This is a genomic window from Candidatus Clostridium helianthi, assembly GCF_045310795.1.
GTDB lineage: Bacteria > Bacillota > Clostridia > Clostridiales > Clostridiaceae > Clostridium > Clostridium helianthi.
Window position 1 is genome coordinate 13,956 of the sequence record NZ_JBJIAB010000002.1, and the last position, 14,726, is coordinate 28,681.

A 14,726-nucleotide genomic window follows, 5' to 3' on the forward strand; every position below is an offset into this window, starting at 1 on the left:
ATCCCTATTGGGATTTTTTTATTTATAATTTATTTTTTATTAGATTCTATTCATCTAATTATTATTCTTCACTTTTTCCTACACCAGATAAGATTAATCCCTTATTATGTTCTAGTGCCCAGCTTATACCCCAGTCATTTTGGAATATAAGAAGATTTCTATCCTTAAAATCTTTAACCTTCTTAGTATCAGAAGTTAAGTTCAATGAATCCATGTTAACATCTTTATTTTCAATCCATCTTACATATCTGTAGTCTAATCTATCCATTTTAACATCAACATTATATTCGCTATTTAATCTGTATTCTAATACTTCAAATTGAAGCACACCAACAACTCCAACTATTATTTCTTCCATACCAATGTGAATTTCCTTAAATACTTGAATTGCTCCTTCTTGGGCGATTTGAGAAACACCTTTTATAAATTGCTTTCTCTTCATAGTATCTACTGGTCTTACTCTTGCAAAATGTTCTGGTGCAAAAGTTGGAATTCCTTCAAATTTAAATTTCTTTGATGGTGCACATAGTGTATCTCCAATTGAAAATATACCTGGATCAAATACACCAATTATATCTCCTGCATAAGCTTCTTCAACAATTTCTCTATCTTGAGCCATAAATTGTTGTGGTTGAGCTAATTTAATCTTCTTTCCACCTTGCATGTGGTATACATCTTCACCTTTATTAAATTTACCTGAACAAATTCTCATAAATGCGATTCTATCTCTATGAGCCTTATTCATATTTGCTTGAATTTTAAATACAAAAGCAGAGAACTTATCATCAAATGGATCAATAGTTCCACCACTTGAATTTCTAGCAAGTGGTGATGTAGTCATTTCTAAGAAATGTTCCAAGAATGGTTCCACACCAAAGTTAGTTAATGCTGATCCAAAAAATACTGGTGTTAATTCTCCACGACGTACAACATCTAAATCTAATTCATCTCCAGCAATATCTAAAAGCTCAATATCTTCCATCAATTTATCGTGAAGAGCATCTCCCAATATTTCTCTAAACTTAGGATCATCTGGTGAACCTTCTATTGCTTCAACCTCATTTTGACCGTGATTTCCACCATTGAAAGCTATAATCCTGTTATTGTCTCTTTCGTATACTCCTTTGAATTCCTTACCAGAACCAATTGGCCAATTCATTGGATAAGTTTTAATTCCAAGTTCATTTTCAATATCATCTAATAATTGGAATGGATCTTTAGCTTCTCTATCCATCTTATTTATAAATGTAAAGATTGGCATTTCTCTTAAAGAAGCAACATGGAATAACTTTCTTGTTTGATCTTCTATACCCTTAGCAGCATCTACAACCATAACTGCTGAGTCTGCAGCCATAAGAGTTCTATATGTATCTTCTGAGAAATCTTGGTGACCTGGGGTATCTAATATGTTAATACAGTGATTATTATAGTTAAATTGCATAACTGAAGAAGTAACTGAGATACCTCTTTGCTTTTCGATTTCCATCCAGTCAGAAACTGCATGCTTAGATGCCTTTCTGGCTTTAACGGAACCTGCAAGTCTAATAGCTCCTCCATATAATAAAAACTTTTCTGTAAGTGTAGTTTTACCTGCATCAGGGTGAGATATAATTGCAAAGGTTCTTCTTTTCTCTATTTCTTTTATATAATCAGCCAACGCTAAATCCTCCTAAATTTTATATATCATTATTTTAAAATGATAAAACCTATATAGCTTTATTTAAAATTTATAACTTCATTTATATATACTTATACGACTTCATTATTAACTAAATTATTATATCATATGAAATATATTATGTACACTTTATTCAGTATATTTACTTGAGCCTATCCTTTATTAATGCCAGATAAACTAATCTATTAAATAAGATTGATTATAAAAACAAAAAGTAAATAGTAACAAAAATTTAATTATTTGTTTAGATTAAATTTATATTTTCATAACATTTTTGTCACTTTTTTACTATATAATGATTTAATGGAACATAAACTAAATCATATTATATTAGTTTCTGTTAGTTTCAAAACTTTTAGATTAAATTATAAGTTTTGTTAACAAATTTTATTTTTATATTAAATTTTTAATTATTAGGGAGGAAAAAATTATGTTTAAAAGAGCAAACAAAATTACATCTTTATTAATAGCAGCTGCTTAAGTTATGTCTTTAGTTCCTGCTTATGCCGCAGATGTAAAGAAAATTGATTCAGACGATGGTACTGTATACAATGCAGTAGCTTATAAGGACGGTAAGTTCTTTGTTGATGGAGAAATTAACGATGACGAAGAAGCTTATTATGTATCTGATGGAAAATTTAACAAATTAGAAGATATTGATTCAGGAGATGACGCTGATCTATTCGGAGAAAAATATCTTGATATAAATGATGGAGATTACACTGTAGATTTAGATAAAGGTAGTATAACTGATGATGATACTAAGGGCGATACTGCAGACGATGCTGCAGAAGATTTAAGAAAGAAAGTTAAAGATGATACTGATGACAGATATGATGAAGATTTTGCTAAAACTATAGTTGATGAAAATGAAAGTGATACTGAAGATTTGACCAAAATGAATATAGTTCCAGGCGCTAAATATAAAGCCCCATGGTACTACACACAGTATAAAGCAGCAGATAAAGCTGTGAATGATAATGTTAATGGACTAAAAGGAACAGATGCATCAAAACAATTTTTTAATGTTTATACTGATACAAAAGGTGGTTACATTGATGCTGACTATAACTTAGGAAAAGTTAAGGTTACAACCACTGCTAATGGTGCATCAACTAAAACAGAAACAATAGAAAATACTAATGATAACTACGATGCTGCTGGTAAGGATGATGCACTAACTGCAAGTGTATCCCAAGATAAAATATTAACACAAGATGATGATTATATTTATAGACTTGCAACTATAAAAGTAAATGTAACTACTGATGCTGCTGCTACAGCTAGAATAAGTGAAATAAATGGTGTTGAACTTAACCCAGAAAATGCAAACGACAAACCACAAATATTTAAAGTTGAAAATGATGGAAGAACTGTATCATTCAAGGCTATTCAAAAGATATCTAAAGCTCAAGACTCTGATGATGTTGATGGAGCTAAATATGCAAAAACTGTAACTACTTATGCACTTTCTGATGAAGACGGTAAAAACCTAGATGCTAAAGACTTATTCCTAAATACTGATGGCACTATCAATGAAGATACTAAATTTACTGTAGCTAACGGAAAACTTATAGCCTACAATACAGAAATGAATGAGTATAAAAAAGTTGTTGTCAGAGCATATTCATTAAAAACAAAAGGCGGATACTACTATGCTGACGAAGAAGATGAAAGCAAAGAAGATTGCGAAGTAAGTTCTCAAGATGATAAGACATCAGCTGTTCAAACAGACGTTGATGGAAACCTATGGAGATTAGATGGTGGATATATCTATAAATTTGATAATACAGATGATTGGGACAAGGTTTACAAAGTTGATGGATCTTTCGATGAACTTTCAGTTTATGATAAAGACAATATAGCTGCTTGGAGCGAAGATGATGATGTTTACTCATTAATAGGTGGAAAATCTTCTGATGATGATAATAACACTAATCCTCCAACTACAACTTCAGGATGGGTACAAGCTGCTGATGGAACTTGGACTTATAATAAAGAAGATGGAACTAAGGCTACTGGCTGGTTAAACTTAAATGGAGTTTGGTATTATTTAAACACTGATGGCGTTATGGCTACTGGTTGGTTAAACTTAAATGGAGTTTGGTATTACTTAAATCCATCAGGAGCTATGGCTACTAGCTGGTTAAACTTAAATGGAACTTGGTACTATTTAAATTCATCAGGAGCTATGGCTACTGGTTGGTTAAATGATAATGGAACTTGGTATTATTTAAATACATCAGGGGCTATGTTATCTAACACAACTGTTGATGGTTATGTATTAGGCTCTAATGGAGCTTGGATTAGATAGTTTTAATCTAATTATTCCTTTATAAAAGGACAAGGTTTTCTATACTGTCGTTTATATACATCCTTATCTAAACGATGGTATAGCTTACCTTGTTATTTTTTATGCTATAAACAATAACATTTCTACATCTAAATTGATCCCTAACTGCATATATTTCATACTTCTCTAATTTTCCACTCCTATATAACACTATTTTTATCTTAAATTCTTTATAGATATCAGAAATTCATAACCTATTCCTATATTTCTAATTGATTATCCTTTATAAACTCACACCAAATTTTATATAAAAATATCACGTCAAGCTGCTGTAAAAGGTACCTAATGATACTTAAATGGATGTATATTATATTAAAACACAAATCATTATCCCCCTTAATTTTCTTACAATTCTAATATTTTTCCAAAAAAGGTACCATTTTTTTCACATTCAATCTGTATAATATAGCGAAAAAGTTAAATATCACTTTTAATTTATAAAAAATATTATTTAAATAAAATATTATATAAAACGGAGGACGAATTATGCTAAAAAGATTAACTAATGCAACATCATTACTAGTAGCTGCAGCTGCTATTATTTCAATAGTACCTGCTCATGCAGCTGATTATAAAAAAATCGACTCACAAGAAGGTACTATATACAGTGCAATAGCGTACAAAGATGGTAAATTTTATATTGATGGAGAAATTAATAACAAGGATGAAGCTGCTTACTACTTAGCAAACGGTAAATACAATAATCTATCAGATATTGATAGTGGATCCTCTTCTGAAATCTATGGTTCTAAATATGTAAATGTAGAAAATGGGGATTATTTTATTAATTTGGATAACGGTTCTGTAACTGATGAATCTATAAAAGAAAATGCAGAAGATGATGCCGCTTCAACCCTAAGAAAGAATCTGAAAAAAGATAACGATGGAAGATTCAATAAAGCTGAAGCCGAAACAATCCAAAAATTAACGAATGCAGAGCTTCCAGGGAATAAATTTTCAGATCCATGGTATAAATTTGAATATTCAAAAGACAATTCAACAAATGGGGCAATTACTAAATTAAATGTATATACTGATACTCAAGGGAACTACATTGATGCTGATTATAATTTAGGATCACTAAAAGTAACTACAGTTGCATCTTCATCTACATCCAAAACAATAACTGTAGCTAACACAGACGATACTTATGATGCTGATGGCACTAATTCTATTACAGGAAAAGATAAAATATCAGCAAGCGTTGATACTTCTACAGGAAAAATCATTGGACAAGATAGTAGCTATATTTATAGAACAGCCAAAATTACTGTGAATGCTGCTAATGGAGCTAAAATAACTAAAATAAATGGAATGGATGTTACTGTTGATAACGGGCATACATTTACTGTAAACAATAGCACATTGGGTTCTGGCACTAGTACAGTAAGTTTCAATGTAATTCAAAAGATATCAAAATCACAAGCTTCAGGTAACATTGATGGAGCTAAGTACGCTAAATCAGTAACAACTTATGTTATTTCTGATAAGGACGGAAAAAATGAGTCTTTTTCCTATGATAAGTATACTATTGCTAACGGGAAATTAGTCGGATATACAGCTAATAGTTCAAATTTAAAAGTTAGAACAGCAACATTAACGTCAAAAAATGGATATTATTATGTTGATTTAGCTGATGAATCAAGTGAAGATGTTAAAGTAAATGGTTCTAAAAGTGCTGTTGATACAGATGTAAGCGGAAACCTTTGGAGATTAGACGCCGGATATATCTATAAGTGGGATAATAATGAAGACTGGACAAAAGTGTATAAGGTAGATGGTTCTTTTGATCAAATGTCAGTTTACGATGATAATAATATCGTAACTTGGAATAAGAATAATGAAGTTTATTCGGTAATAGGTGGAAAAGAGACAATTCCAACAACCCCAGCTGAACCAACAACTCCTGTAGTAAACAAAGGATGGGTTAAGACTGATGCAGGATGGACTTTCTACAACACTAATGGAACTCAATTAAAAGGACAATGGGTTAATGATTCCGGAACTTGGTACTATATTAAAGCAGATGGTATCATGGCTACTGGCTGGCTCAAAGATGGATCAACTTGGTATTTCTTAACTGGGTCAGGTGCCATGAAAACTGGCTGGTTGAATGATAATGGAACTTGGTATTACTTACAATCATCAGGTGCTATAAAGACTGGTTGGTTAAATGATAATGGAACTTGGTACTATCTAAGCGCATCAGGTTCAATGTTATCTAACACAATTGTTGATGGATATAAATTAAATGCTTCAGGCGCTTGGATTAGATAGAGGATATCTTAATAATTGGGCTATATCAAAATCTATTTGGTATAGCTCTTCTTTCATTCGATATTCAGATCTTATTTATAAAATCAACCTCCTTAAGATTTTCTTAAGACACGTTAAGAAAATCTTAAGAAAATTTACCACTTAAAAAAGTACCAAGTACTGTTTAAAGAGTTGTATATTATAGTGAATGACAAAATCTTACCTGTATATTAATAATATTACATTTAATTGATTATTCATTCATAACTATTAGCTAAATATTTTAATTAGCTTAAATACTATTAAATTTTATTTTCATAAGAGGAGGACAATATTATGATAAGAGGAATGGGAAAGGTAACATCACTATTAGTAGCAGCAGCAACAGTTGCTTCATTAGTACCTTTTAGTGGCGTTAATGCTGCTGAGATAAAAAGAATTAGCGCTGATGATGGGACTATCTATAATGCAATAGCATATAAGGATGGTAGAGCTTATATTGATGGGGAAATCAATGATGATGAAGAAGCTTACTATTTAGCTAACGGTAAATTTAATAAATTGGAAGATGTTGATTCAGGAGATGACGCAGTTCTATTTGGAGAAAAATATTTAGATATATCAGACGGAGACTACACTGTTGATTTAGATAAGGGTACTGTAACTGATGACGACATTAAAGGTGATACCGAAGATGATGCAGCTGCTGCTTTAAGAAAAAAAATAAAAGATGATACAGATGATAGATATAACGAAACTGAAGCAAATACTATTAAAGATTCAAATCATGGTGACCTATTCGATTTAATTCCAGGAGCAAAGTATAATAAAGTTTGGTATTATACACAATATAAAGCCGCTCAAAAATCTATAGATAAAAATGTTAATGGATTAAATGGATTGGATGCAGCCCATCAAATATTTAATGTATTTACTGACGAAAAAGGTAATTACATTGATGCGGACTATAACTTAGGTAAAGTTAAGGTTACAACAACTGCTTCAAGTGCTTCAGGTACTACATTAACAAAGACAGATACAATAGAGAACACAAACGACGCTTACGATGCAGCTGATGGAATTATTAATGGAACTAATATTAGTGGATCTGATAAATTAAGTGCAAGTGTTGTTCAAGATAGAGTATTGGCACAAGATAAAGATTATATATATAGACTTGCAACTGTAAAGGTAACTATTACTACTGGTGCGGCTGCCACAATTAGTGAAATAAATGGTGTTAAAATTGATCCAAATAATAGCAATGATATATTTAAAGTTGAAAACAACGGACAAGTTGTATCTTTCAAAGCTATTCAAAAAATTTCAAAAACTCAAGCTTCTGGTGATGTTGATGACGCTAAATATGCTAAAACTGTAACTACTTACGCACTTTCTGATAAAGATGGTAAAAAGTTAGATGCTGAGGAATTATTTATAAATACTTCAGGTAATATAGTTACTACAACTAACTATACTGTAGCTGGAGGAAAACTTATAGCTTACAATTCTGAAATTAATAATAATGATAAAGTTACTGTTAGAGCTTATACATTAAAATCAAGCAGCGGATTCTATTACGCTGATGAGGAAGATCAAAGCAAAGAAGATTGTGAAAACAGCAAAAACCAAGGTGCTGCTGTTCAAACAGATGTTGACGGAAATCTTTGGAGATTAGATGGTGGATATATCTACAAATTTGATAATACTGATGATTGGGACAAAGTATACAGAGTAGACGGATCATTTGATGAATTCTCAGTTTATGATAAAGATAATATCGTTGCTTGGAGCCAAGACGATGATGTATATTCAGTAATTGGTGGAAAACAGTCTAATAGTGATCCTGATGATACTCCAGTAGTAAAAACAGGATGGGTGCAAGCTACTGATGGAACTTGGACTTATAATAAAGAAGATGGAACTAAAGCTACTGGTTGGTTAAACCTAAACGGAACTTGGTACTATTTAAAAGCTGATGGTGTTATGGCTACTGGCTGGTTAAACTTAAATGGAACTTGGTATTACTTGAATTCGTCAGGTGCTATGGCTACTGGTTGGTTGAATTTAAATGGAACTTGGTACTATTTAAATCAATCGGGTGCTATGGCCACTGGCTGGGCTAACGTTAATGGTACTTGGTATTTCTTAAACGGTTCTGGTGCTATGCAAACTGGTTGGTTAAATGATAATGGAACTTGGTACTATCTATATTCAAATGGTGCTATGGCTGCTAATACAGTAATTAACGGATATAGATTATCTGCAAGCGGTGCTTGGGTATAAATTATCAGATATAAACTATACGCTTAATAATATACGTAATATATTAACCTAAATAATATGCTCTTTTAAACCTCTCCTAGGTTTACTATAACAAGGCTGTCTCAAAAGAAATAGATACTTTTGGAGACAGCCTTACATTTTAATATAACAGGATTCAAATTCTAAATCTAATATAATTTCGTTTACATAAAAGTAAATATAATCTTTAAATTATTGATCATAGTTATTTTGGAGGTTACCCTAAATTATAATTTCCTAATATTAAAAACTTTTATAATAATGTATTTAAAAGTTCAACTTCATTCGTAATTATACTATCTACTCCAACCATTATCACCTTTTTCATATCAACTAAACTATTAACCGTATATGGATTTACTTTTATTCCTGCATCTTTAATTTCTTTAATATATTCTTCGTTTAATATACTTGAAAAATGAGGATGATAACAATCAACGGAAATGGCTTTCAAATATTTAGGTACATTAACTAGTATAGTTTCTGTCAGAGCACCTAAAGTGATCTTTTTATTATTCTCAAGTTTTCTTACTTTTACTAAACTAGTATGATTAAAGCTTGATATTATAACCTTATCTCTTAAATTATATTCATCAATCATAGACAAAACTTTTTTCTCTAGTCCTTTATATTCTATGACACTATTCTTAAGTTCCAAATTTAATACTTTCAAATCAGAGTCTGCAACAAGCTCTAATAGTTCTCGCAGAGTTGGTATTTCCTCTCCACCTCTGTTTTGAAAATATTCTGCTTCTTCCATAGTATATTTCCCAACCTTATAGCTACCGACTTGTTTACCTTCCTCATAGTTTCTTTCTGTTGTCATATTTAACTTTAAATGTGCCATTTCCTGCAAAGAATCATTCTTTAAAAGTTGAATTTCCGGTACACTTTTAGTTCTAAATATCTTTAGTTCATCTAGAGTATAATCTTTAACAAAACCATGGCCATTTGTAGTTCTATCTAAAGTCTCATCATGAAGTATAATTGGAACTCCATCCTTAGAAAGCTGAACATCTGCCTCTATTCCATCAGCATTATACTCAATCGCTTTTTTAAATGCCAACATTGTATTCTCATCAAACTTTCCACTATAACCTCTATGCGCAATATTTAAAATCTTCAAGTTATTCCCCCCTTGTTAAAATATAATTTATCTTACACAATTCCCCTAATATACATATCTTACACTAAACATAACTATATTACCATAATGAATATTAGTTTCATGATTCTTAATTAAAAATAATTTATAATAACACACTCTATATTTATTATATTTTAAATATATTTATAGTTTAATTTCTGCATTTTATTCTGATTAAATACTTAGATAAGTAAAATTTTAAATATAAAAAATACCTGCCAAGAATAAGTTTGTTCCAAGCATATTCTTGTGCAGGTCTATACATACTTTTTATTGACCACTTATTTTTATTTCTTTAGTTCCTATAACTCCTGAGCCATCAGTTGCAACTGCTTTTACAATAACTTTTCCATTTGATACCGCTATTAGCTTGCCAGTATCACTTATTGTTGCTGATCCATCCTCGTTTACAACTAGCCACTTTACTTTTTGATTATCTGAATTGGTAGGATATACCTTTTTACTCATTTGTAAACTTCCACCCTTAGTGGTTATTGAACTCATCTCTGTAGTTCCAGAAACTGGTCCTAAAACTACTATATTGTCTACTTTTATAGTAGTTTCATCACTTGTGTTTTCATTTTTCTTCCACTGAGAATATAATGTAATATCTTTAGTTATTTTTATTCTATCATCATACTCGTAGCTTGTACCATCCCCATCACTTTTTGTATTCCATTCAATAAAGGTATATCCATTCTTAACTGGTTTATACAAAGTAAGCATTGTATCTTCATCAACAGTTTTTGTCCTAAGTAACTCATCATCATCGTCCTCAGCCTCAGGATCTTTAAACTTAACTTTATATTGTTTTTTTACTTCCTTTGAAGGGTCTGTAGGAATATCCTTTGACATTTTTGAGTCCTCATCAATTATTTGATTTGGTACATATGGAAGTGTATTATTTCCATAATAATCAAAACTTTTAGTCGGTGTCGGATAATCACTTCCTATACAAGCTCCACTATCATCAAGGTTATAGATCCTTCCATTTATAATAGAAGTTCCCTTCTGCATTGCACCGTTTTCTGAAAATATATAAATCTTTCCTTCTATTTGAATTACACCTGTTTGCATTACTCCACTTAGATCAGTATAATACCACTCTCCGTTGTCAAGAATCCATCCAGTTCTCATTAATCCATAAGAATCAAAGTAATACCAAATTCCGTTTATTTGCTTCCATCCTCCATTAGCATAACCATACATATCTGCATAACTCCAACTCCCATCATAGTTTTCAATCCATGCAGCTAAAGACTTTACTGGAACTACAGTAATTAATGATGAAATAGCAAGACTTACTGCAATAGATTTCCTTAAATATTCATACTTCACAATTAAGTTCTCCCCCTATCTTTCCTAATTATTTGGTCAAGTCATAAAACTACAACTTGACCATTTTTCCTTTAGTATTTTATACACTCTTTAACTATTTGGATTTATTATTATTGTTTTTGTAACTGATATTCCTGATCCATCATCAAGAGTTGCTTTTATATTAACGCTGCCTTGTTTTAAAGCTGTTAAATCTGCTGTTAAATCTCCAGTTGAATTAATAGTCGCAAGATCCGTATTTGTTCCGTCTATATTACTTATAGACCATATCACTTTTTTACCTGTTACACTAGTTGGGCTTATAACTGAAGTCAATTTCGCTGTATTTCCAACAGCTACTGTATTACTTGATTGATTTATTGTAATTCCAGATGCTGCATTTATTGTTACAACTGACTGTCCAACAATTCCAGACCCGTCTGTCGCAGCTGCGTTTACAGTAACTGTTCCATTTGATACTGCAGTTAAAATTCCATTACTATCAATTGTTGCTTTTCCTGTTACAGGCGTTACTGACCAAGTTATTGCTTTATTAACTGCATCTGTTGGCCCCACCGTTGCTAGCATTTGTAATATACCATTTGGAATAACTATTGTAGAAATATTTCCTGTTCCTGCCACAGTTATTGTCCCTACTTTACCACTTATAGTTATAGGCAGGCTTCCTACAACTTTTGATCCATCTGTTGCAGTTGCATTTACAGTAACTGTTCCATTTGATACTGAGGTTACTAGCCCATTGCTATCAATTGTTGCTTTTCCTGTTCCAGGTGTTACTGACCAAGTCACACTTTTACTAGTCGCCCCTGTTGGTTCAAAACTTGCAGTCATTTGTAATGTTCCGCCATCCGTTATTTCATCTCCACTTCCATCTGGTGCATTAACTGTAATTTTAGTGACTTTAACTTGTGGAATTACTTTTACTGTTATATATTTGCTAATTCCTTTTCCATTATCTGCAGTAGCTATCACCTTAACATCTCCAGAAGATACTCCTGTTAATAATCCTGAAGAGGTAATTGTTGCTGTTCCCGTTCCATTGGAAACAGACCAGTTCACTATTTTATATGTTGCATTATTGGGATCTACACTAGCGCTCATCTGCAATGTTCCACCAACCACTACTTCTGGAGCTTCATCAGGACTTATTATTATGTCTGTTACATTTGTAATTTGTCCAGCTATTCTTACAGTTGCACTTCCAATTGCGGTTGTGCCATCTGCATTTATTACACTTGCTTTTACTGTAACTGTTCCATTAGTCACTCCTCTTATATTTATAGAACTTCCTACTGTTCCACCTTCAATCTTAGCACTTCCGCCATCACTTCCACTAATAACTTCCCAATTTACAGCTTCTGATGTCGTTGTAGAATAACTTGGCAATAAACTAGCTATCAATCCAAGTGTTCCATCATCTTCTGTTATTGATAAAGCCGCTCCATCTTTTGTTGCTATATTAATCTTGGTTGCAGGTATATTATTGTCTATACCACTTATAGTAACTTCTATCGTATCGCTGATACCTGATCCATCCGCAGCAGTAGCTTTTACTGTTACTTTTCCATTTGACTTTGGAGTTAATTCACCGGTATTAGCATCAATTGTAGCACTTCCTGTATTATTCTCAACAGACCATATTACCGCGCCATTAGTTGCATCCTTTGGTAATACAGTTTTATCCATAGTTACCTTCCCAGTTCCTGTTACTGAATCTGGTCCATCTATAGTAATTTTAGAAACCTTAATTTTTTGACCACTTATAGTAACATCTTTAGTCGCAACTACTCCACTACCATCTAATGCCTCAGCTTGTACAGTTACTGGTGTTCCATTTGTATTTGTTACCGCCTTTAAAAGTCCAGTTGAACTATTAATTGTCGCTTTGTCTTCTCCAGACTTAATCGACCATTTTACTGATTTATTAGTTGCAGTAGTTGGAGTTATATTTAAGTTCAATTGTAATGTTCCACCATCTTCTGTAATTGCAAAATCAGTTTTAGTTGTAGTAATCTCCATATCGGTTACCAATATCTTTGTACTTTGTCCGCTTATCGTTACTGTCATACTTCCAACAACATTATTATTTGAAGTTGCTTTTACTGTAACTGTTCCATTAGATATTGCCTTTAAAAGCCCAGTTGAAGAATCAATAGATGCGCTTCCTGTATTATTTTGAACTTCCCAAGTTACAGCCTGATTAGTTGCATCTTCTGGAGACACACTTGCCTTCATTTGAAGAGTTCCTCCATCGGTTGTTATTGTTGATTCTCCTGCTTGTCCGCTTACTGTAACCTTACTTACCGGAACCACTACATCTGTGTTTGTAACTGTAACTTCTTTTGTTCCACTTACATCAGAGCCGTCCTTTGCAGTTGCCTTCACCATAACTGTACCAGCTGATACTCCAGTCAATACTCCATTGCTATCAATAGTTGCTTTTCCAGTTTCATCAGAAACAGACCATGTCACATCTGCATTAGTAACATTACTTGGTGATACTTCTGCTGTCATTGTAACTGATTTATTTACAGTAACATTTGAGTTTCCTTTTATATTAATATCTTCTACATAAACTGATGTATCTTCTTTCCATTGTGCATATAATATTATATCTTCTTCTACTTTTATACTATCATCTGCATCGTAGCTCTTTCCAGATCCATTGCTTTTAGCATTCCATCCTGCAAAAACACGTCCATCCTTAGTTGGCTTATATAAGTCAAATGACTTACTATATTTAACAGTTTTAGTTTTAAGCTCTGATCCATCTGAATCTTTAAGTAAAACTTTAAAGCTTCTTCCTTCATTTGGATTGTCATCCGATTCAGTTTTATCCTCAATAACTTCATTAAATTTCGAGTCAGTTGGAGAGGTAATTACCTTATTGTCAGTATTCTTCAATACCTGAATGCAATTTCCTGAATCATCATACTCTTTTTCTGGAGTTGGCATTTTAGTTCCAACGACTTCTCCATCAAAACCAATAGTGTAAAACTCTCCATTTATAACTGTATTATTTGTCTTTATCGCTCCGTTATCGTCAAAAATATAAACTTTTCCTGAGATATTAACAATTCCTGTTTGAATTACACCACTTGAATCTGCATAATACCATTTCTTATTATAATTAATCCACCCAGTTTTCAGTGCTCCATCATTTTGCAAGAAGTACCATGAAGAGCCTGCTTTGATCCATCCTGTTTGCATTTTCCCATTTCCATCAAAATAATATATCTGTCCGTCAATCCTCTTCCATCCTGTAACTTTTTGATTATCTTGCATATAATAAAAATTCCCTTGATAATCATTTACCCATTCGGCTGAAGCCCTTAATGGAATTAGAGTGAATAATGTCATAGAAATGGTAATTGCTGAAATTATTTTATTTATAAACTTCCATTTCATCAAATCTACCCCTATCTTATATTTTTCATAGTACCTTATATTAAAAAGTACTTTTGTCTTACCATAATTCAAACAACTATTATAATAAAATTTAACAGAGATAATATGTACTTTTGAACAATTGAATTCTTATCACACAATTATCCAAATAATATTCCTGAATTTATCTTATTACTCTATTTATTATCGAAGCTTTTTTGAATAACTATATAGATATAATACCATTTTACATTAAATATCCC

The 14,726-nt window shown here is 31.9% G+C and carries 7 protein-coding genes; 3 read left to right on the plus strand and 4 right to left on the minus strand.

Annotation, left to right across the window (positions count from 1 at the left end; all coding sequences use genetic code 11):
- Nucleotides 1-61: 61 nt before the first annotated feature.
- Nucleotides 62-1,657: a peptide chain release factor 3 gene (locus tag ACJDTP_RS01850; protein ID WP_406760317.1), complete on the minus strand. Its 1,596-nt coding sequence runs from the start codon at nucleotides 1,655-1,657 to the stop codon at nucleotides 62-64.
- A 505-nt stretch (nucleotides 1,658-2,162) separates the two neighbouring features.
- Between ACJDTP_RS01850 and ACJDTP_RS01855 the strand changes: the two genes are divergently transcribed.
- From ACJDTP_RS01855 to ACJDTP_RS01865, 3 genes are all read left to right on the plus strand, one after another.
- Nucleotides 2,163-3,992: an N-acetylmuramoyl-L-alanine amidase family protein gene (locus ACJDTP_RS01855; RefSeq protein ID WP_406760318.1), complete on the plus strand. Its 1,830-nt coding sequence runs from the start codon at nucleotides 2,163-2,165 to the stop codon at nucleotides 3,990-3,992.
- A 525-nt stretch (nucleotides 3,993-4,517) separates the two neighbouring features.
- Complete coding sequence (locus ACJDTP_RS01860; RefSeq protein WP_039770711.1) at nucleotides 4,518-6,308, plus strand: N-acetylmuramoyl-L-alanine amidase family protein; 1,791 nt, start codon at nucleotides 4,518-4,520, stop codon at nucleotides 6,306-6,308.
- Nucleotides 6,309-6,623: 315 nt separating this feature from the next.
- On the plus strand, nucleotides 6,624-8,573 hold the full coding sequence (locus tag ACJDTP_RS01865; RefSeq protein ID WP_039770709.1) for a PspC-like choline-binding domain-containing protein: 1,950 nt from the start codon (nucleotides 6,624-6,626) through the stop codon (nucleotides 8,571-8,573).
- A 271-nt stretch (nucleotides 8,574-8,844) separates the two neighbouring features.
- Here the strand turns inward: ACJDTP_RS01865 and ACJDTP_RS01870 are convergent, their stop codons facing one another.
- The 3 genes from ACJDTP_RS01870 to ACJDTP_RS01880 all read right to left on the minus strand — a co-directional run bounded on the left by ACJDTP_RS01870 (nucleotide 8,845) and on the right by ACJDTP_RS01880 (nucleotide 14,484).
- A complete protein-coding gene (locus ACJDTP_RS01870; RefSeq protein ID WP_039770707.1) occupies nucleotides 8,845-9,717 on the minus strand; it encodes a glycerophosphodiester phosphodiesterase in 873 nt (290 codons plus the stop codon).
- Between the two features lie 291 nt (nucleotides 9,718-10,008).
- On the minus strand, nucleotides 10,009-11,076 hold the full coding sequence (locus ACJDTP_RS01875; RefSeq protein WP_023974301.1) for an InlB B-repeat-containing protein: 1,068 nt from the start codon (nucleotides 11,074-11,076) through the stop codon (nucleotides 10,009-10,011).
- Between the two features lie 90 nt (nucleotides 11,077-11,166).
- Nucleotides 11,167-14,484 carry an Ig-like domain-containing protein gene (locus ACJDTP_RS01880; protein WP_406760319.1) on the minus strand — a complete coding sequence of 1,106 codons (3,318 nt, stop codon included), beginning with the start codon at nucleotides 14,482-14,484 and terminating at the stop codon, nucleotides 11,167-11,169.
- Between the last annotated feature and the right edge of the window lie 242 nt (nucleotides 14,485-14,726).

Coding starts and splice junctions, on each gene's coding strand:
- ACJDTP_RS01855 (WP_406760318.1), top strand. CDS start 2,163: ATGTCTTTAGTTCCTGCTTATGCCGCAGATGTAAAGAAAATTGATTCA.
- ACJDTP_RS01860 (WP_039770711.1), top strand. CDS start 4,518: ATGCTAAAAAGATTAACTAATGCAACATCATTACTAGTAGCTGCAGCT.
- ACJDTP_RS01865 (WP_039770709.1), top strand. CDS start 6,624: ATGATAAGAGGAATGGGAAAGGTAACATCACTATTAGTAGCAGCAGCA.
- ACJDTP_RS01880 (WP_406760319.1), bottom strand. CDS start 14,484: ATGAAATGGAAGTTTATAAATAAAATAATTTCAGCAATTACCATTTCT.